The organism is Variovorax monticola, from assembly GCF_051216855.1.
GTDB lineage: Bacteria > Pseudomonadota > Gammaproteobacteria > Burkholderiales > Burkholderiaceae_C > Variovorax.
Genome location: NZ_JBPJZP010000001.1, coordinates 551,080 through 568,504, shown reverse-complemented (window position 1 = coordinate 568,504; position 17,425 = coordinate 551,080). Strand labels below are relative to the sequence as shown.

The following is a 17,425-nucleotide window of genomic DNA, read 5'->3' as shown; positions in this document are numbered from 1 at the left end:
TGCGCGGCTCAGAACTTGGGAATGCGCAACGTCTTGCTGATCATGAGCGTGCCCGACAACGCGAACATCAGCGTGAGCGGATGCAACTGCCACGGCCCGACGACCCATGCGCCGCCCCACAGCGCGCTGCCGATGTGGCCTTGCCAGGCCGCGCAAGCCAGCACGCCGACCAGCACCACGCTGGTGGGAATGGGCGTGCCCTCGAAGTACTTCACCTTGTTCGCGCCTTCGGACAGCGACTCCGCCGTCACGTTGTAGCGCGCGAGCCGGCTCACGCCGCAGCACACGAAGTACACGAGGATGGCGCAGTCCCACCCCCCGTTCAGGCCGGCCGCGAAGCCCAGCGCGGCGGGTGCCACGCCGAAGGAGATGATGTCGGCCAGCGAATCGAGCTCACGCCCGAGCGCCGACTGCGTCTGCCGCCAGCGCGCGATGCGCCCGTCGAACACGTCGAAGATGAAGGCTGCCGGCGCCAGTGCCGCCGCCCACAGGAACTGCGTGAGCGACTGGCTCGCCATGAACGCCATCGCCAGGAACACCCCACCCACCCCGCAGGCCGCATTGCCGAGCGTGAACACATCGGCCAGGTGGAACTCCCGGATCATCGAGAAGTGCTTGCGGACGGGGGAAGGCGTGGTCATGAAGGGGGAGGTCTGGTAAACGGTGGATGGACGGCACCTTAACCCAAGCGCGTGGCGCCTTTTGTAGTCGCGGTCCGACGAAAACTCGGCAGGCCTGGGGTGCCGCGCGCGCCGCTGCAGGCCCGTTCAGACGCCTTGGTGCGCTTCGACGATCTGCGCAAAGCGCCCGAGCAGCCCGGCCGCCGTGTCGGTCGACGTCACCCGCTCGCGCAACGCCACCGGGTCCGCGCCTTCGCTGTGCAGATCATCGGCCAGCATGTCTATGTAGGCGCGCATGGTGTCGGCGTCGAACTCGGGATGGAACTGAAGTCCCCAGGCATTCTTGCCCACGCGGAAGGCCTGCACCGGCTCATGGTCGTTGCCGGCGAGCCGCACCGCGCCTTCGGGCAGCTGCAGCGCGCTTTGCCAGTGCACCACATTCGCCGCAAACTGCGCGGGCAGGCCGCGCATCAGTTCGTCGGTGGCGGCGGCCCCGTCGAGCGTGACGGTCACCGTGCCGACCTCCGCGCCCTGCGGATGGTTGCCCGCCTCGCCGCCCAGCGCGTGCGCCAGCAGCTGGTGGCCGTAGCAGATGCCCAGCACCGGCGTGTGGCGCGCCACCAATTGCGCGAGCCAGGCGGCGGTGGTCTCGCTCCACGGTTCGCGGTGCGACACCATGGCGTGCGAGCCCGTCACCACCACGCCCGACACCGCGCCTGCATCGGGCAATGTGTCGCCGCGGCGCGGGTCTACAACCAAAATCGGCAGCGCCTGCGTACCGAGCCCGTCGGCGATCCAGTGCTCGAAGTCGCCGCGCCGCGCGCGAAGGGCTTCGAAGGTGCTTCCTACCTTGACGATGACAAGCGGACGAGGGGGCGTGTTCTGCATGCCCGCGATCATGCCGCAGCCTGAAAGCTCAACTTCAGCGCTCGGTTTCAGCGCCGGGCGCCGCCGTGCTGCAGCAGGTCCATGAACGCCCGCCCCACCGGCGACGGCGACCGGCCCGCCCGCGTCACCAGCCCGATGGGCCGTGACATGGCCGGCCGCTGCAGCGGCACCGTCGCCAGGTCGTCGTTGCGCGTGAGCTGCAGCGCCAGCCGTGGCAGTGCCGTGATGCCCAGCCCCGCGGCGACCAGCGCGCCAGCCGCGGCCACGCTCGGGTATTCCAGCGCCGGCACCACCTGCAGGCCGCGCTGCAGAAAGGCCGCGTCGGTGATCGGGCGGATGCTGCTGTGAAAGCCGCTGGCAATGAAAGGCCGTGTCGCGAACACCGACCATGCCGCCGAGGCCCGGCCCGCCAGCGCATCGTCGTGCCGGCACAGCAGCACGAAGGGGTCGTCGATCAGGTGGCGGTACAGCATGGGCTCCTGCGGACCGGGGCGCACGGTGATGCCGAAGTCGGCGCGGCCCTCGTCCACGGCCGCGCGCACTTCGTCGGCCGGCCCCTCGATCAACGAGAACGTCACTTCCGGGTGGCTCTGGCGGAATCCGGCGATGGCATGGGGCAGCAACGCCACGCCCGTGGAGGGCAGCGCGGCGATGGTGAGATGCCCGCTGCGGCCTTCCAGAAACTGCGACAGCTCGCTGAACGAGCTGTGAAAGTTCTCCAGGATGCGCAGCGCGATCGGCAGCAACTCACGGCCCGCAGGCGTGAGCGCCACATGCCGCGTGTCGCGGTCGAACAGCCGCGCGCCGGCCAGCTGCTCGACGATGCGGATCGTGCGGCTCAGCGCCGGTTGCGACACGTGCAGCGCGAGCGCGGCCGCGCGAAAGTTCGTGGTCCTGGCCACCTCGGCAAAGGCCTGCAGCTGCTGCAGCGTGATGTCGATTCGCATGGGCGCATCCGGGTCGGATTGATCCGTTCAAGTTATCACAGATATAGGAATATTCGTCTTCCCAGATCAATGGCCGAAGCCCAGACTGGCTGCCATTGAACAAGGAGACGGGCCCGCCCCAGGGTGCTGGACATGCAAAAAATACTGGAAGGCATCCGGGTGCTGGAACTCGGGCAGGTGCTGGCCGGACCGTTCGCCGGCGCGATCCTTGCGGACCTGGGGGCCGACGTCGTCAAGCTCGAGCGCACCGAGGGCGGCGACGACGCGCGCCACATGGGGCCGGCCTTTCGCCACGGCGATGCGTTGAACTTTCATGTATTCAACCGCGGCAAGAAGTCGGTCGCCATCGACCTGAAAAGCACGGAAGGCATGGCGGTGTTCGAACGGCTCGCCGGTGACGCCGACATCCTCGTCCACAACCTGCGTCCCGGCGTCACGCGCTCGATGGGCATCGACGGGCCCACGCTGTGCGCACGCCATCCGCGCTTGATCTATTGCGAAATCTCTGCGTTCGGCCACACCGGGCCCCTCAGCACGCAGCCAGGCTACGAGCCCTTGATACAGGCCTTCAGCGGCCTGTCGAGCATCAACGGCGGCCCGGACGATCCGCCCCTGCGCACCGGGGCCTCGGTGTGCGACCAGGGCACCGGCATGTGGGCGGTGATCGGCGCGCTGGCGCTGCTGCAGCGGCGCCATGCCACGGGCAAGGGCGGCGTGGTCAGCGCGTCGCTGCTCGAAACGGCGCTGGTCTGGACCGGACAGAAGGCCGACGCCTACGCCAACGAAGGCCGCCTGCCGGAGCGCCACCGCTCGGGCCATCCGGGCTTCGTGCCCTACGAATCCTTCGACACCGCCGACGCGCCGCTGCTCGTGTGCTGCGGCAACGACCGGCTGTTCGCCAAGTTCGCCCACGAACTCGGCCGCGACGACTGGACCACCGACGAACGCTTTGCCACCAACCGGCTGCGGTTGCGCCACAAGGCCGCGCTGTTCGCGCAGATCGTGCCGCTGCTGCGCGCGCAGACCCGTGCGCAGTGGACCGCGCGCTTCACCGCGGCCGGCGTGCCCTGCGCGCCGGTGCATACCGTGCCCGAGGCCCTTGCGCATCCGCAGGTGCAGGCGCTGGGCATGCTGCAGGCCGTGCCGGGCGAAGACTTCAGGCTGACCGCATTGCCGTTGTCGATCGACGGCGTGCGCCCGTCGCACCGTGCGGTCGCGCCCCGGCTGGGCCAGCACAACGCGGAGTTCGGCGCACCCGTTCAACAGCCACGACAAGGAAACACGAATGTCTGACCTTCCACGACGCGTTCATCTGCACGAGGAAGGCCCGCGCGAGGGCTTTCAGATGGAAGCCCGGCACATCGCCTCGGCCGACAAGGTGCGCCTGATCGAGGCGCTGGCCGGCACGGGGCTCGAAGAGGTGCAGTGCGTGTCTTTCGTGAGCCCCGAGCGCGTGCCCGGCATGGCCGACGCCGAACTGGTCGCCCAGTCGATCCGCAAGCGCGAGGGCGTGCGCTACACCGGCATATGGCTCAACCTGCGCGGCATGCAGCGCGCCATGCGCACGCAACTCGACATCGAAGGCACCATCACCACCAACGCGTCGGAGGCCTTTTCGGTACGCAACAGCGGCAAGAACCTGGCCGCGCTGCGCGACGCCCAGCGCGAAACGCTGGCCTACTGCGTCGACCACCGCATTCCGGTCACGCGCGGCATCGTCACCACGGCCTTCGGCTGCAACCTCGAAGGCGCCATTGCGCCCGCCACCGTGGTCGAGCGCGTGGCGCAGATGCTCGACGCGATGGCCGAGTTCGGCCTGCGCCTGCCCATTCTCCGGCTCGCCGACACCGTGGGCTGGGCCCAGCCCAACGCCATCGCCTCGGTGGTGGGGGCCGTGCGCGAGCGCTGGCCCGACCTGCGGCTGGGCCTGCACCTGCACGACACGCGCGGCACTGCCATGGCCAATGCACTCATGGGCCTGCAGATGGGCATCGACACCTTCGACAGCGCCTGCGCCGGGCTCGGCGGCTGCCCGTTCGCGGGCCACACCGGCGCGGCCGGGAACATCTGCACGGAAGACCTCGCCTTCATGTGCGAGGAGATGGGCATCGAGACCGGCGTGGACCTGGACGCGCTCATCGACTGCGCACGACTGGCCGAAGAGATCGTCGGCCACCCGCTGCCGGGCAAGCTCATGCGGGCCGGCACGCTGGCCGGGTTCCGGCACTGAGCCAGGCGAAGACACCACAGAAAAAACATTCCACAGGAGACAAACCGTGCCGACTTTCTTCTTCCGACTGGTTGCTCCGGCGGCGCTTTGCGCGATGGCGCTGGCCGCCGGCCCCGTGCACGCTCAGGCGTACCCCAACAAGCCCATCACCATCGTCGTGCCCTTCGGCGCGGGCAGCGGCACCGACCAGCAGGCGCGCAGCATGGCGCAGGCGCTGGGCGCCGAGTACAAGGTGCCCGTCATCGTGGACAACCGGGCAGGGGCCAGCGGCTTCATCGCCGCGCAGTACGTGGCCAAGGCCGCGCCCGACGGCTACACGATGCTCATGACCACCAACACGACGCACGCGGCCAACGAGCACCTGTTCAGGAAGCTGCCCTACGACCCGGTGAAAGACTTCACCCCGGTCACGCTGCTGTCCAAGGGGCACATGCTGTTGCTGGTGAATTCCGATTCGCCGATCAAGTCGGTGGCCGAGCTGGTCGCGGCGGCGAAGAAGGCGCCCGGCAAGCTCAACTTCGGCAGCGGCAGCTCGTCGAGCCGCGTGGCCAGCGAACTGCTCAAGCAGATGGCGGGCATCGACGTGGTCAACGTGCCCTACAAGAGCAACCCGCTGGCCATCACCGACCTGCTGGGCGGGCAGGTCGACTTCATGTTCGCCGATGCACCCACCGCACTGCCCCAGGTCAAGGGCGGCAAGCTGCGCGCGCTGGCCGTCAGCGGCACCAAGCGCCTGGACGCGGTGCCGGCGCTGCCGACGGTGGAGGAGGCCGGCGTGAAGGGCTACGACATGTCGTACTGGACGGCGGTGTACCTGCCGCCGGGCGTGCCCGCCGCCGTCACGCAAAAGCTCAATGAAATGATGATCAAGGTTTCTGCCGCGCCCGCCGTGGTGGCCTACCAGGCGAGCACCAGCGGCGAGGCTGTCACGAGCACGCCCGAGGGGCTCGCGCAGTTCCAGGCGAACGAATCGCGCAAGTGGGGCGTGGTGATTCGCGCGGCCGGCATCGAGCCTGAATGACGATGCGCTGAGTGGGGGCGTGCGCACAGGGGTCGCCGGGCGGCTTCGCTGCGGCTACAGTTGGCGCAACTTCCGTCACCCCCCATCGCCCACCCCCATGCGACCGATGCGCTCCCTGGCCTTTTTCCTGTCGATCTTCGCGGCCGCGCTGGGCGCGCACGCGGACGTGGTTCGGTGCACGGACGCGAGCGGGGCCATCTCGTACACCAATGTCGCCTGCCCGCCGGGAAGCAAGCAGGCGCGGCCCGTGCAGATCCTCACGCCGCCGCCGCCCGATGAAACGCGCCGGGACGACGTGCCGCCTGCACCTGTCGCCACGCCCCAGCAGCCACCGCGCAGCCAGGTGGCCGGCAACCGGCCCAACCCGCCTTCCGCCCCGGCAGTCATTCCGCGCTACCCCCCCGACACCCAGCCCGCGGCAGACCCGCCGCCCGTCTACATCCTGGGACCCGACCCCGACCGCGACCCGTATTACGACGGCGTGCGCCCCATTCGCCGGCCGCCACCCCACCTGCGCGACCCCGGCCCGCCCCCCGGCAAGCGGCCCTGCCAGAACCTGGCGGGCATCCAGCGCAGCAACTGCTGAGCGGCACGCAGCATGGGCGTGAGCGCGAGCGAAACCGTGCCTGCCGGCACGCCGTGGACCGTGTACTGCGACGGCAGCGCCATGCCCAACCCGGGCCGCATGGGCGTCGGCGCCGTCATCACCGCGCCCGACGGCACGCGCCACACGCTGTCCCAGGCCACCCATACCACCGGCTGCAACAACGAGGCCGAGCTGTTGGCGCTGACCCTGGCGCTGCAAGACCTGCGTGAGCGCGGCGTGACCGCCGTGCGGGCGTACAGCGACAACAGCACGCTGGTCGAGCAGCTCGGTACGGTCGAAGCCAGACCCATCGCCCGCCTTGCCGCCCTGTTCGGCGCCGCCCGCGCGTTGCTAGGCAGCTTCGATGACGCGCGCGTGCAGTGGATTCCGCGCCACCGCAACGGCGAAGCCGACGCGCTGGCCCGCGCTGCGCTGGGCTTCGGGCCCAAGCCGCCGCCGCGGCGCTCGAAGAAGAAGCGGCGATAGAAGGGCAAGAACGACAGATCGGCAGGCCCCGGCGCGGCAGGGCGCGCTGGAGCCCCTATCATCACGCGCCATGACAGAAGCCACTTCCCGCCCACCCCTTCCCGACCACCTCTCCAGCGACCCGCGCAGCCCGCACCATGTGGCCGCCGCTTTCGAGAACGACATCGGCATTCGTTTCAACGGCAAGGAACGCCTCGACGTCGAGGAATACTGCATCAGCGAAGGCTGGGTCAAGGTGCCCGCCGGCAAGACCGTCGACCGCAAGGGCAAGCCCCTGCTGCTCAAGCTCAAGGGCACCGTCGAGGCGTTCTACAAGTAATCTGGTTTTTTCAGTCGATCATCGCCACTGCAGCAACAGCGACCAAGGCTGGCGGCTCATGTGGCGATCGATGCAGCCAGCCGCGCCAGGCGTCGGCGTGCATCCCTCGGGCAGGTAGCTCGGGTCCAGCCACTGCGTGCCCGGCGCAAAGTCGAGCCGGCGCCGCGTGACCGACTGCAGCACGTTGCCGCCCACCGTGTCGAAGCCTGCGGCATCGACGCTCACCACCACATCGCAATGCATCGGCAGCGCCTCGCCGCCGGTGTCGCGCGTGGCCAGCACTTCGCCGATCTTGTCGAAGGTGTCCAGCCCGGCGCCCGCACCGCGCGCCTGGCACACCAGGTCGCCCACGCGCGGCGGCGTGCGCGTGATGTCGCAGGCGCGCAGGGCGTAGCGCGTGGGCCGGCCTGCCGCCTCTTCGACGCCGGCCTGCCACGCCGCCCCGGCGTAGTCGACATGCGCCTCCGAGAAAACGAACTCTTCGTCTGCCAGCCCGGCCTGGCGTGCGAGCCAGCTGATGAATGCGGCGGACCAAGGCGTGTCGATGATGGAGGCGCGGGCCAGCGCGACCTGCACGGCACGCAGTTCGGTGGACTCCAGCCCTTCGTCCGGGCCCACGCCCATGCCTTGCAGCCGCCCGGCCGTCGCCTCGTTCAACGCCTGCATCAGCAGGTGCCGGTTGGCCGGGCGCAGCGCGCCGTAGCGCACCTGCGTGGGCAGCCGCGGATCGACGGCCTGCCAGTAGCCGAGCACCCGCTGCCAGGGCGCAAGGCCGGGCACGGTGCGGCGCGTGTCCTCGGCCTCGGAGTCCCCGGCTTCGGTCATGCGGCCTTCGGCGTCCATGGTCTGGGCGCCGAAGGCCTGGTGCTCCTGCACGGCGAAGGCGGCCATGGCGAGGGCGCGCGAGGGGGAGGGGAGTCGGGTGGCGGTTTCGGTGCAGGTCGGGGCAGCCGATGTGGGGCTTGAGAAGGCCACGCACAGGGCGCAGACAAGCAGGGGCAGCAGGCCGCGGGGCGTGCGAGGGATTTTGTTGGAGGGCGGCATGTGGCGGGAGCATAGCGGTCGCCGGAAATGCGCTTCGGCTGTATCGGCAGCGCGTATTCCGTGCAAGCAGGGCCGCTCCTTCCGCGCAGCGAGCAGCGACCGTTGCAGCCCGCCAGACCGGCTGGCAGTCGCCGGCCTCGGGCACCTCCGTTCGTGCCTGCTCGCTCATCTGAAACAACTCCCCAGCCTTGCGCGCCAGTTCAGCCGCAAGCCGCACGACGCCGAATGCGGGGCTTCCTGGCCAAACGGTGGCAGTTTCAGGCCATGCGCGGTCGCGCGGACGACGGAGCGCGCAGCTGCGCACAGGCCGCGACCCGCAACGCGCCTGTCGGACAGGGACGACGGCGCGAAGGGGCAAAAAGACGAGGCGCGGCGCATCGTTTCCGGTACGAAATGGCGCTTTGAGGTGCGGATGTCCCCGTGGCATTCCTTCTCCAATTCATGGTCGCCCCCACTCGCAGCAACGACACTTCTTCTCCCATGCCCGCCACCGTCGGGCTCGCGCAGAGGGTGCGCAGCGATCAGCTTCATTCCGTACAGCGCAGCATGCGTGCCGTGGTGCCTTCGAGCATGGCCGTGGCGACGGCAACCGCCGTGGTGGCGCTTTACGCGTCGAACGGCTGGGTTCTGCCGCTCGGCTGGCTTCTTCTGGTCGCCCTGTCGAACGCCGGCCGCTTCTGGGTATGCCGCGCCGTGAGCGCATCGTCGCGCCGGCATCCGGGCGGGCTGGACGAACGCGAAACCGCGCGGCAGCTGCGCCTGGTCACCTTTTCCTCGCTGGTGTCGGGTTGCGTGTGGGCGCTGTTGCCGCTGTTCTGCCGGGGCGACGTGCCATCGGAAACGCTGTTCTTCATGACCGTCGTATGCGGTGTGTGCGCAGGCTCGGTCATCTACAGCGCGGCCTATGCACCGGTGCCGGTGGCGTTCGTCACGCCCACGCTCTGCGTGGTGGCGGCGTGGCTGGCATGGGCGGGCGGCTTCCATCACACGGCGCTGGCGGTGATGGTGCTCGTGTACCTCGCTGCGCTGGTCCACGCCTCGATGCGCGGGGACCGTGCATTCCGGGCCGGCAGCCAGATCAAGAACGAGGCCTTGTTCTTGGCCTCGGAGCTGCGGCGCACGCATGCGCAGTCCAGCCGCGCCGCGCGTGAACTGGACTTTCGGGCCAACCACGACTCGCTGACCGGCCTGCTCAACCGGGAGGGCTTTCTCGCTGCGGCGCCACGCTTGCGCAATGGCGCGTCGCTGATGCTCGACCTCGACGGTTTCAAGGCGGTCAACGACGCATTCGGCCACAGGGCCGGCGACCAGGTGCTGCAGGACGTCGGTCGGTGGCTGCAGCGCGAGCTTGCGGTGCACGACGCGGTGGTGGGCCGCTGGGGCGGGGACGAGTTCGCCGTCTTCTACGCGCCCCGCGGCACGCACGACGCACCCGAGGCGGTGGCGCTGGCGCTGATCGAGTCGATCGGCCAGGCGACATCGCACTACGGCGGCCAACTCGGTGTGAGCGTGGGCATCTGCACGGGCCACGACTGCCCTGTGGCGGAGATGCTGAGCTTCTCGGACGAGGCCCTTTACGAGGCCAAGCGCCTGGGGCGCAACCGCTGGCATCGCTTCGACGGCGCACTGCACAGCCGCCTGCTGAGCCGCCGCGACATCGAGCGCGACCTGGCCGACGCCATCGCGTCGCACGCCATCTGCGTGTGGTACCAGCCGATCCTGGCGGACGGTGGGCAGCGCCTGCACAGCCTGGAAGCGCTGCTGCGCTGGGAGCATCCCAGGCACGGATGGGTGGCGCCGTCTGACGTGATCTTTGCGGCGGCGAACACCGGCCTGGCCGAACGCCTGCTGCGCCATATCCTGAACGACGTGTGCGAAGGCCTGCGGCATCTGGACTCGGCCGGCAGGCGGTTCGACAACGTGCCCGTCGCCATGAACGTGTCCCCACGGGAGATGTCGCAGCTGCCGGTGGACGCCATCGTGCTGGAGACGTTGGCAAGGCATGGCTTGTCCACGCACCGCCGGCAGCTCGAGATCACGGAAAAAGTGGCGCTCGACACGTCGGCCGCGAAAGACCGGCTCCGGGTGCTGGCGGAGGCCGGCATCGCCATCGTGATCGACGACTTCGGCGTCGGCTATTCGTCGCTTGCGTCGCTGCGCGGCGAGCATGTGCGCCAGGTGAAGATAGACCGCAGCTTCATTCTCAACCTGGCTTCGTCCCCCGGCAGCCGCCTGATGGTGGACGCGGTGATTCGCCTGGGCCAGTCGCTGTACATCGAAGTGGTGGCCGAGGGGGTGGAAACCGGCGAAGAACTCGACGCGCTGCGCGCACTGGGCAGCCCCTTGCTGCAGGGCTTCTATTTCATGCGCCCGGCGCCGCTTGCCAAGGTCATTGCATGGGCCGACGGTCGCGCCGACGTGCCACGCCCTGCAGCATGGCCGTCGTGAGCGCCCGGGCTGCGCGGGCGCTTCAGGCCAGCACCACCCGCTCGCACGCCTTGCGCAGCGCCGCCATGCCGGGAAGGTCGCGCGCCTTCCCATCGGTGACCACCACGCCGATGTCCGCCGCGCGCGCATAGCTCACGCGGCTGGCCTGGCCGATCTTGGCGTGGTCGGCCAGCAGGATGAGCTGCTGTGCCTGCTCGGCCATGGCGCGCGCCACGGTGGCCTCGTGGTGCTCGAAGCTCATGGCGCCGTGTCTGGCATGCAGGCCCACCGGCGACAGCAGCGCCACGTCGGCGCGGTAGCGGCGAATGGCCTCCACCGTGGTGTCGCCGCAGGTGGCCTGCGCCTTCACGTCGATTTCTCCGCCCAGCAGAATGGTCCGGTTGCCCGTGAGCCGCCCCTCGCCCGCGCCCGCGAGCTTGAGCGCGATGTTCAGCGAGTTGGTGATGACGGTCATGCCGCTGAGCGTGGCAATTTCTTCCGCGCAGATCGACATGGTGCTGCCCGCGTCCATGAACACCGTCTGCCCCGGCCGCAGCAGCGCCACGGCGGCCTTGGCAATGGCGCGCTTTTCGCGCTGCCGCGCCACCAGCCGCACCGCCAGCGGCGGCTCGGGCTCGGCGCTGGTGGCGATGGCGCCGCCGTGCACCCGGCGCAGCTCGCCCAGGCCTTCGAGCTCGAGCAGGTCGCGCCGCACGGTTTCGCGCGACACCGCCAGGTCTTGCACGATGCGCTCGACGCTCAGGCGCGAGAAGGTGGCGAGCAGGCTGCGGATGCGCAGGAATCGTTCGTCTTGGAGCATGGATGAATGCTGGCGTGTAGAAATTGAAAAAGGGACGGCGTCAGTGCGACGGCCGTCCCGGTCTGCATGTTCCGGGCCTGGAACAGGCCTGGAACCGGCGCGCAACTTGCGCCATTTTTGCCGATGTCAGAGATCGGCGCGGCCCATGGCCGGATCGCTCACCGAATGCTTGCCGTTTTCCACGCGGCCGGCGAAGCGGCGGTAGAAGGTCGGGTCGGCATCGCAGCTGACGGCAAAGTCGTACCAGTGGCCGCTGCCTTCCAGCGTCCACAGCTGCTCGGCCTTGGCACCGCCGTTCACGCTCGCGCCCCAGGGGCCGTCGTTGCGGTAGGCCTTGGCGCGCACCGTGAAGCCGCAGGCGTTGGTGCCGCCGTTGAGCATCTCGAGGTACACGTTGCCGTTGGCGATGTCGTAGCACACACGCACCTCGGGGATGGGTGCGTTGCCGGCGCGCAGCGTGTCCAGGTTGCCCTTGAAGTGGCGGTGAAAGCCGTTGGGCCCGAGCACCCACAGGTCGTAAGAGTTGCCGGCGGTGTCCGCCGTGCCGCTCCACACGTCGTCCAGCATCTTGCCGGGCTCGACCATGTAGCGGCGCGGCAGCCGGTCGAGGTGCAGCTTGTCGTACACGTGGAACACGGCGGCGGCCTTGCCGGTGTTGGAGAAGACCAGGCGCATCGCGCCGTTGAGCGCATCCGCGCGTGCGCTCACATGCAGCTCGTAGGGCAGCGCGCGCGAGGGGCGCGTGCCGGTGGCCTGCTTGGGGAGCGTCGCGTTGGCCGGCGGCACGATCTGCGCCAGCGCCTGCTGGTCGGCGCGCAGCTTGTCCGCGTCGGCCTTGGTGCGGGTGCCGGCGAAGGTGGGCAGCACTTCGGTGTTGGGCGTGGCAAAGTTGAATGCGCTCGTCAGGTCGCCGCTCACCGCACGGCGGAACGGCGAGATGTTCAGCTCCTTCACCCCGAAGCGTGCTTCCAGGAAACGCAGCACCGAGGTGTGGTCGAACACCTGCGAGTTGACCCAGCCACCGCGGCTCCAGGGCGAAATGACGTACATCGGCACACGCGGGCCAGGGCCGTACACGCGGCCGTCCACAGGCGGCGTGGTGCTGCCGACCAGGGGGTAGTTGTGGCGTTCGAACGCGACGTCGGCGTCCGACAGCGTGGTCTTTCCCGCGGCGGCGCTGTTGGGGTCTGTCGGATTGATGAGCGACGGCGCGGAAGGCGAGGGCACGTGGTCGAAGTAGCCGTCGTTCTCGTCGAAGTTGACGATGAACACCGTCTTGCTCCACACGTCGGGCGAGGCGGTCAGCGCGTTCAGCACCTCCTGGATGTACCAGCCGCCCTGCACCGGGCTCGATGGCCCTGGGTGCTCGGAGTACGTTTGCGGCGCCACGATCCACGACACCTGCGGCAGCTTGCCGTTGAGCACGTCCTGCTTGAAAGTGCCCAGAAAGCCGCCGTCGGGCATGGTGTTGGCCACGCCCTTGTACAGCGGGTTGCCTGCGTCGTCGCTGGCGGCGTCGTACGCCGGCACCGTCACGCCCGCGGGCGGGCTGGCGTCACCGTCGTACCGCATGTCGTTCTTGCCCGACAGCTTGTTCGCCACACGGTACTGCTGAAAGCCGTGCAGGGGGTTGTCGGTGTAGTTGTCGGGCAGGTTCTGGTAGACGATCCAGCTGATCTTGGCCTCTTGCAGGCGCTCCGGATAGGTCTTCCAGTTGCATCCGAACTGGGTCGAGTCGACACCGGGGTTGGTCGTCGGGTTCCACGGCGAGCGCAGGTTTTCCCAGGTGTTGTCGATCGAGGAGACACGGGCCGGGCCGCTGCTCGTCTGGCCCGACGGGCCGTTGGTGCCGGTCCAGTGGAACAGGCGGTTCGAGTTGGTGCCGGTGTGCATGCCGCAGTGGTAGCTGTCGCACACCGTGAAGGCGTTGGCCAGCGCGTACTGGAACGGCACCTCGGCCTCCTGGAAGTACCCCATCGATGCGGTGGTCTTGTAGCGCGGCCACTGGTTCATGCGGCCTCCGTCCCAGGCGTTCTGCGCGTCGCCCCAGCTGTGCGGCGTGCCGCTCACGCGCTGCGCATTGCCCAGGCTCTGGTCGAGGTGGTAGGGCAGCACCGGCTTGCCGTTGCCGTCGCTCTGCTGCCAGACGTTGAGGCCGTTGGGCAGCGGAATGGTGAAGCGGTCGCCGAAGCCGCGCACACCCATCATCGTGCCGAAGTAGTGGTCGAACGAGCGGTTCTCCTGCATCAGGATCACGACGTGCTCGACGTCCATGATCGTGCCCGTCGTGTTGTTGGCGGGAATGGCAAGCGCACGGCGAATGCTCGGCGGAAACGCCGAGATGGCGAGTGCGGCGGCGCCCGTGGTGGCGGTACCGGTGAGGAACTTGCGGCGCGAGTTCATGGGCTTGTGGGTTTGGTCGTTCATGTCGTGGGCCTCAGGGTGCGCAGCTTTTCACGGGCGCGGTGCCGGCGTCGGCGGGGGGTGCGGTGGGAGCGGCGGGCGTGGTGGGCAAGCCACCGGTGAAGCCGCCGCCGCCGCTGCCGCCGCCGCAAGCGGAGAGCGCGCAGGCCACGATCAGCGCGGCCAGCAGGCGCGCGCTCAGGGGTGCAGATGTCATGGGTCTATCCTTTGTTGTGCAGTTTTTCTGGAACAGGGAAGGCGCAAGAAGCGCCAGGAAACGGTCGGGGAAACGGTCGAGGAGGTGGGCGCAGAGGCAAGCGCGGCTCACAGACCGGGCAGCGTCGACAGCGGTTGGCCCGACTTGAAGATGCTGGTGATTTCGCTGTTGGTGAGCGCGCGGTTCCAGATCGCGAACTCGTTGAAGTCCATCGCGCCGCGCGGCGAACTGGTCTCGCGCTTGTAGTAGAGGCCGGTGCCGTCCTCGTTCAGGCCCAGGCCGTTGCCCAGGCCGCCGAGCTTGCCGAGCAGCGCGCTCGTGATGGCGACGCCGTTGGTCTGGATGCCGCTGACGGGGTCCATCACGTAGCCCTTCATCGTGAGCGCCGTCTTGTCGATCACCACCGCCACGTAGGCCCATTGCCCTGCGCTCAGGTTGTAGCCGTTGCTGTCGGCGCGCTCGCTGCCCGTGCCCACGTTGAAACGGATCTCGCAGCTGTCGAACAGGCCGATGGCCAGGCCCGCGTTGAGGCCGGTGGTGTAGTTCTTGTTGCCGATCACCGTGCCGCCGTTGCTCACGCCTTGCGTGCAGGTGTTGTCGGTGCGCATCCAGAAGCCGATGGTGAAGGCCGTGACGGCGGGCGCGGTGGTGACGTCGCTGTTCTGCACCAGGCGGTAGCCGGCCGTGCCGCCGGCGTTCTTCACGGTGCTGTCCACGCGCAGCGCCTTGGCCTTGTACGCGGCCTGGAAGCCGTCGTCGACCAGCGTGCCGCCGTTGGCGTCCGCAGCCCACGGCGCAAGCGTCGATGCGTTCTTTGTGTCGGTGCCGGGCAGCGTGTCGAGCGGGTAGTAGTCGACCAGCCCGTTCACCAGCGTGGTGGCCAGCGTTGCCGGCGGCTCCGGAGGCAACGGCTTGACGTACGCGATTTGCGCGGGCAGCGCCACGCTGGCCTCGCCGGCGACGACGGTGTACTGGTAGGTGTAGATGCCGTCGCTCGCGGCCACGATGGGGTCGGTGTAGCGGATCGACCCCGTCGGCAGCGTGGCCACGGGCTTGCCGTCGCGCAGCACTTGCACCGATGCGGCCGTGGCGCCCGCGAGCGTCCACGAGAGTTCGATGCTGCCCTTGTCCGCGCCCGTCCTGGCCGACAGGCCGCGCAGCGACGTCGCGGCCTGCAGGGCCTGGCCATTGAAGCGGTAGTCGGCCGCCGCGGGCACGACGCCCAGGTGGCGCAGCACGGTCGGCGCGATGTCGGTGGCCGCGGCAAGCTGCAACAGCGTGGTGTCGGCCGGGGCCGCCGAGCCGATGCCGGGCAGGCTCGCAAGGCTCTTGTTGCTCGCGATGAAGACGGTCTTGTTGTCGGCCGACTGCAGCCCGGTGGTGACGCCGAAACCGTCCAGGCCGTGGCCCGTGGTGAGGATCACGAGCCAGTCTTCCTTGGCGTCGTTGGCGGTGCGCAGCGCGATGCGTGCCAGCAATTGGCCGACGGCCGTGGCGGTGTCGGCCACCGCGCGCCGGTAGGCGTCGCTCGCAAGGCCGGAGCCTGCCGCAGCGCCCGGTGCGCCGTACTGCGCCACGACCAGATCGTCGCCCGCATCGATGCGCTGCGCGGTGTGCTCCGTCACGCAGCCGTCAGAGCCCGCGCAGTCGAAGGCGGTGTCCACGCTGCCGGGCTCGTTGGCCAGCAGCAAGGGGTACACCGCGTTGGCGGTGATGGCGCCGGTCTTGTAGCCGGCCGCCGCGTTCTGCTTGGCCATGGCGAAGACCGACGGTGCGCGCCCGGCGTCGATGCGCTGGTCGGCGGTGTCCCATCGCACGCCGTGGCGCTGAGCCCACGTGCCTGTCAGCAGCGTGGCCCATCCCGGGCCGTCGGTAAGGCGTTGCTCGGTGAGCGTGCCGTTGGCACCGCCGGTCCACGCCGGTGCCAGCTGGAACGACTGCAGCGCCGGGGCATTGTTCTGCGCGATGGCATCGCGAAGCGCCGCATGGGTGAGGCCGTCGATCTCGACCACCAGGGCCTTGGGACCGCTCTTGCCTTGGTTGACGCTGGGTGCAGGCTGGTTGCCCGTGCTCGCCGTCGGCAGTGCGCCTAGGGGCGAGAAGCCGCCGCCGTTTCCTCCGTTTCCGCCGCCTCCGCACGCTGCAAGCAGCAGCAGGGCGCACACGCTGGTCGCCGCCGACGCGCCGCGCGCGGTCGTTCTTCTGATCATGTGGTTCTCCCGGAATCTGTGTGTCAGCGGGTGAATGCGGCCTTGCAATCGAATTGCAAGAAAAAGCACAAACACCTCGAATGCCGCAGATCTTGCGTTCGCCAAGTGACAGCGCTTTGACAGTGCGCAGGCCCGCCTGACTGTTGCGCGCCGTTACAGCCGATACACCCGGGACGCCGCGCACCGGCGGCTGGCTGGAACATCGAAGGCAGCGCTCCTACGATGCGTTCGTCCCATCCACTCGCCCCAAGGAAAGAAGAACGAAATGAAGTCATCCGTACAGCGCCGCACCTTGCTGCTGGCCGCGTCCGTGTTGCCGCTGGCCAGCGCATGCACTGCCTGGTCTCGCAACGGCCCGCAGTCTTCATTCGAAGCGCAACTCGCCGAACTGGAGCGCGCCTGCGGCGGCCGCCTGGGCGTGGCCGCGCTGCACACGGGCAGCGGCGCGCGCATCCAGCACCGGGCGCACGAGCGCTTTCCGCTGTGCAGCACCTTCAAGCTGATGCTGGCGGCCGCCGTGCTCGAACGCAGCGCGAAAGACGCCGGCCTGCTGTCGCGGCAACTCGGCTACGGCAAGAGCGACCTGGTCGCCTATTCACCGATCACCGAGAAGCACGTGGGCGCCGGCATGAGCGTGGCCGCACTGTGCGCAGCCACCGTGCAGTACAGCGACAACACGGCGGCCAACGTGCTGCTGAAACTGCTCGGCGGTCCGCCGGAAGTGACGGCGTTCTCGCGCCGCATCGGGGACGCGACCTTCAGGCTCGACCGCACGGAGCCCGAGCTCAACACCGCCATTCCCGGCGACCTGCGCGACACCACCACGCCCGCGGCCATGACCGACAGCGTGCAGCGGCTGGCGCTGGGCGATGCATTGGGTGCGGCGCAGCGCGAGCAACTGAAGACATGGCTGCTGGGCAACACGACCAGCACCGAACGCTTCCTGGCCGGCGTGCCCGCAGGCTGGAAGGTCGGCGACAAGACGGGCTCGGGCTCGTACGGCAGCACCAACGACACCGGCGTGGTCTGGCCGCCGGCCGGTGCGCCGCTGGTGCTGTCGGTGTACCTGACGTTTCCGCAGCAAGACGCCAAGGGACGCAACGACGTCATTGCGTCGGCAACGCGCATCGCGGTGGCCGCGCTCGCCGGCTGACAAGGCGCAGGGGCGCTGTTCAGGGTGTCAAGGAAACGTCATGTCCGTCGCGCA

At 69.1% G+C, this 17,425-nt stretch carries 16 protein-coding genes; 8 read left to right on the top strand and 8 right to left on the bottom strand.

Features of this window, described 5'->3' with window-relative positions; translation table 11 throughout:
• Nucleotides 1–8 precede the first annotated feature (8 nt).
• The 3 genes from ACSFA5_RS02515 to ACSFA5_RS02505 form a co-directional block, all read right to left on the bottom strand.
• Nucleotides 9–641 (bottom strand): CDP-alcohol phosphatidyltransferase family protein, encoded by a 633-nt coding sequence (locus ACSFA5_RS02515; protein ID WP_435442425.1) that lies wholly within the window; start codon nucleotides 639–641, stop codon nucleotides 9–11.
• Nucleotides 642–767: 126 nt separating this feature from the next.
• On the bottom strand, nucleotides 768–1,508 hold the full coding sequence (locus ACSFA5_RS02510) for a glutamine amidotransferase (protein ID WP_435442424.1): 741 nt from the start codon (nucleotides 1,506–1,508) through the stop codon (nucleotides 768–770).
• 47 nt (nucleotides 1,509–1,555) lie between these two features.
• On the bottom strand, nucleotides 1,556–2,455 hold the full coding sequence (locus tag ACSFA5_RS02505) for a LysR family transcriptional regulator (protein WP_435442423.1): 900 nt from the start codon (nucleotides 2,453–2,455) through the stop codon (nucleotides 1,556–1,558).
• 132 nt (nucleotides 2,456–2,587) lie between these two features.
• On the opposite strand from ACSFA5_RS02505, the gene ACSFA5_RS02500 reads away from it, so the two are divergent.
• From ACSFA5_RS02500 to ACSFA5_RS02475, 6 genes are all read left to right on the top strand, one after another.
• Complete coding sequence (locus tag ACSFA5_RS02500; RefSeq protein ID WP_435442422.1) at nucleotides 2,588–3,748, top strand: CaiB/BaiF CoA transferase family protein; 1,161 nt, start codon at nucleotides 2,588–2,590, stop codon at nucleotides 3,746–3,748.
• On the top strand, nucleotides 3,741–4,685 hold the full coding sequence (locus ACSFA5_RS02495) for a hydroxymethylglutaryl-CoA lyase (protein WP_435442421.1): 945 nt from the start codon (nucleotides 3,741–3,743) through the stop codon (nucleotides 4,683–4,685). The genes ACSFA5_RS02500 and ACSFA5_RS02495 overlap by 8 nt, the downstream gene beginning before the upstream one ends.
• A gap of 94 nt (nucleotides 4,686–4,779) precedes the next feature.
• The gene (locus ACSFA5_RS02490) at nucleotides 4,780–5,706 is read left to right on the top strand and encodes a Bug family tripartite tricarboxylate transporter substrate binding protein (RefSeq protein WP_435442986.1); all 927 of its coding nucleotides are present in this window, start codon (nucleotides 4,780–4,782) and stop codon (nucleotides 5,704–5,706) included.
• A gap of 106 nt (nucleotides 5,707–5,812) precedes the next feature.
• Nucleotides 5,813–6,292: a hypothetical protein gene (locus tag ACSFA5_RS02485; protein WP_435442420.1), complete on the top strand. Its 480-nt coding sequence runs from the start codon at nucleotides 5,813–5,815 to the stop codon at nucleotides 6,290–6,292.
• A gap of 18 nt (nucleotides 6,293–6,310) precedes the next feature.
• Complete coding sequence (locus ACSFA5_RS02480; RefSeq protein WP_435442419.1) at nucleotides 6,311–6,778, top strand: ribonuclease HI family protein; 468 nt, start codon at nucleotides 6,311–6,313, stop codon at nucleotides 6,776–6,778.
• A gap of 70 nt (nucleotides 6,779–6,848) precedes the next feature.
• Nucleotides 6,849–7,097, top strand: a complete 249-nt coding sequence (locus ACSFA5_RS02475; protein ID WP_435442418.1) for a DUF3297 family protein — start codon at nucleotides 6,849–6,851, stop codon at nucleotides 7,095–7,097.
• Between the two features lie 18 nt (nucleotides 7,098–7,115).
• Here ACSFA5_RS02475 and ACSFA5_RS02470 read toward each other — a convergent pair whose 3' ends face one another.
• Nucleotides 7,116–7,988, bottom strand: coding sequence for a DUF2272 domain-containing protein (locus ACSFA5_RS02470; RefSeq protein ID WP_435442417.1), 873 nt, complete (start codon nucleotides 7,986–7,988; stop codon nucleotides 7,116–7,118).
• A gap of 594 nt (nucleotides 7,989–8,582) precedes the next feature.
• Between ACSFA5_RS02470 and ACSFA5_RS02465 the strand changes: the two genes are divergently transcribed.
• Nucleotides 8,583–10,589, top strand: coding sequence for a putative bifunctional diguanylate cyclase/phosphodiesterase (locus ACSFA5_RS02465; RefSeq protein WP_435442416.1), 2,007 nt, complete (start codon nucleotides 8,583–8,585; stop codon nucleotides 10,587–10,589).
• A 22-nt stretch (nucleotides 10,590–10,611) separates the two neighbouring features.
• Here ACSFA5_RS02465 and ACSFA5_RS02460 read toward each other — a convergent pair whose 3' ends face one another.
• The 4 genes from ACSFA5_RS02460 to ACSFA5_RS02445 all read right to left on the bottom strand — a co-directional run bounded on the left by ACSFA5_RS02460 (nucleotide 10,612) and on the right by ACSFA5_RS02445 (nucleotide 16,218).
• The gene (locus tag ACSFA5_RS02460) at nucleotides 10,612–11,388 is read right to left on the bottom strand and encodes a DeoR/GlpR family DNA-binding transcription regulator (protein ID WP_435442415.1); all 777 of its coding nucleotides are present in this window, start codon (nucleotides 11,386–11,388) and stop codon (nucleotides 10,612–10,614) included.
• A 126-nt stretch (nucleotides 11,389–11,514) separates the two neighbouring features.
• On the bottom strand, nucleotides 11,515–13,791 hold the full coding sequence (locus ACSFA5_RS02455) for a phosphocholine-specific phospholipase C (protein ID WP_435442985.1): 2,277 nt from the start codon (nucleotides 13,789–13,791) through the stop codon (nucleotides 11,515–11,517).
• Nucleotides 13,792–13,825: 34 nt separating this feature from the next.
• Complete coding sequence (locus tag ACSFA5_RS02450) at nucleotides 13,826–14,008, bottom strand: hypothetical protein (RefSeq protein WP_435442414.1); 183 nt, start codon at nucleotides 14,006–14,008, stop codon at nucleotides 13,826–13,828.
• A 107-nt stretch (nucleotides 14,009–14,115) separates the two neighbouring features.
• A complete protein-coding gene (locus ACSFA5_RS02445) occupies nucleotides 14,116–16,218 on the bottom strand; it encodes a LamG-like jellyroll fold domain-containing protein (protein WP_435442413.1) in 2,103 nt (700 codons plus the stop codon).
• 265 nt (nucleotides 16,219–16,483) lie between these two features.
• Between ACSFA5_RS02445 and bla the strand changes: the two genes are divergently transcribed.
• On the top strand, nucleotides 16,484–17,371 hold the full coding sequence (gene bla / locus ACSFA5_RS02440) for a class A beta-lactamase (RefSeq protein WP_435442412.1): 888 nt from the start codon (nucleotides 16,484–16,486) through the stop codon (nucleotides 17,369–17,371).
• The last annotated feature ends 54 nt before the right edge of the window (nucleotides 17,372–17,425 follow it).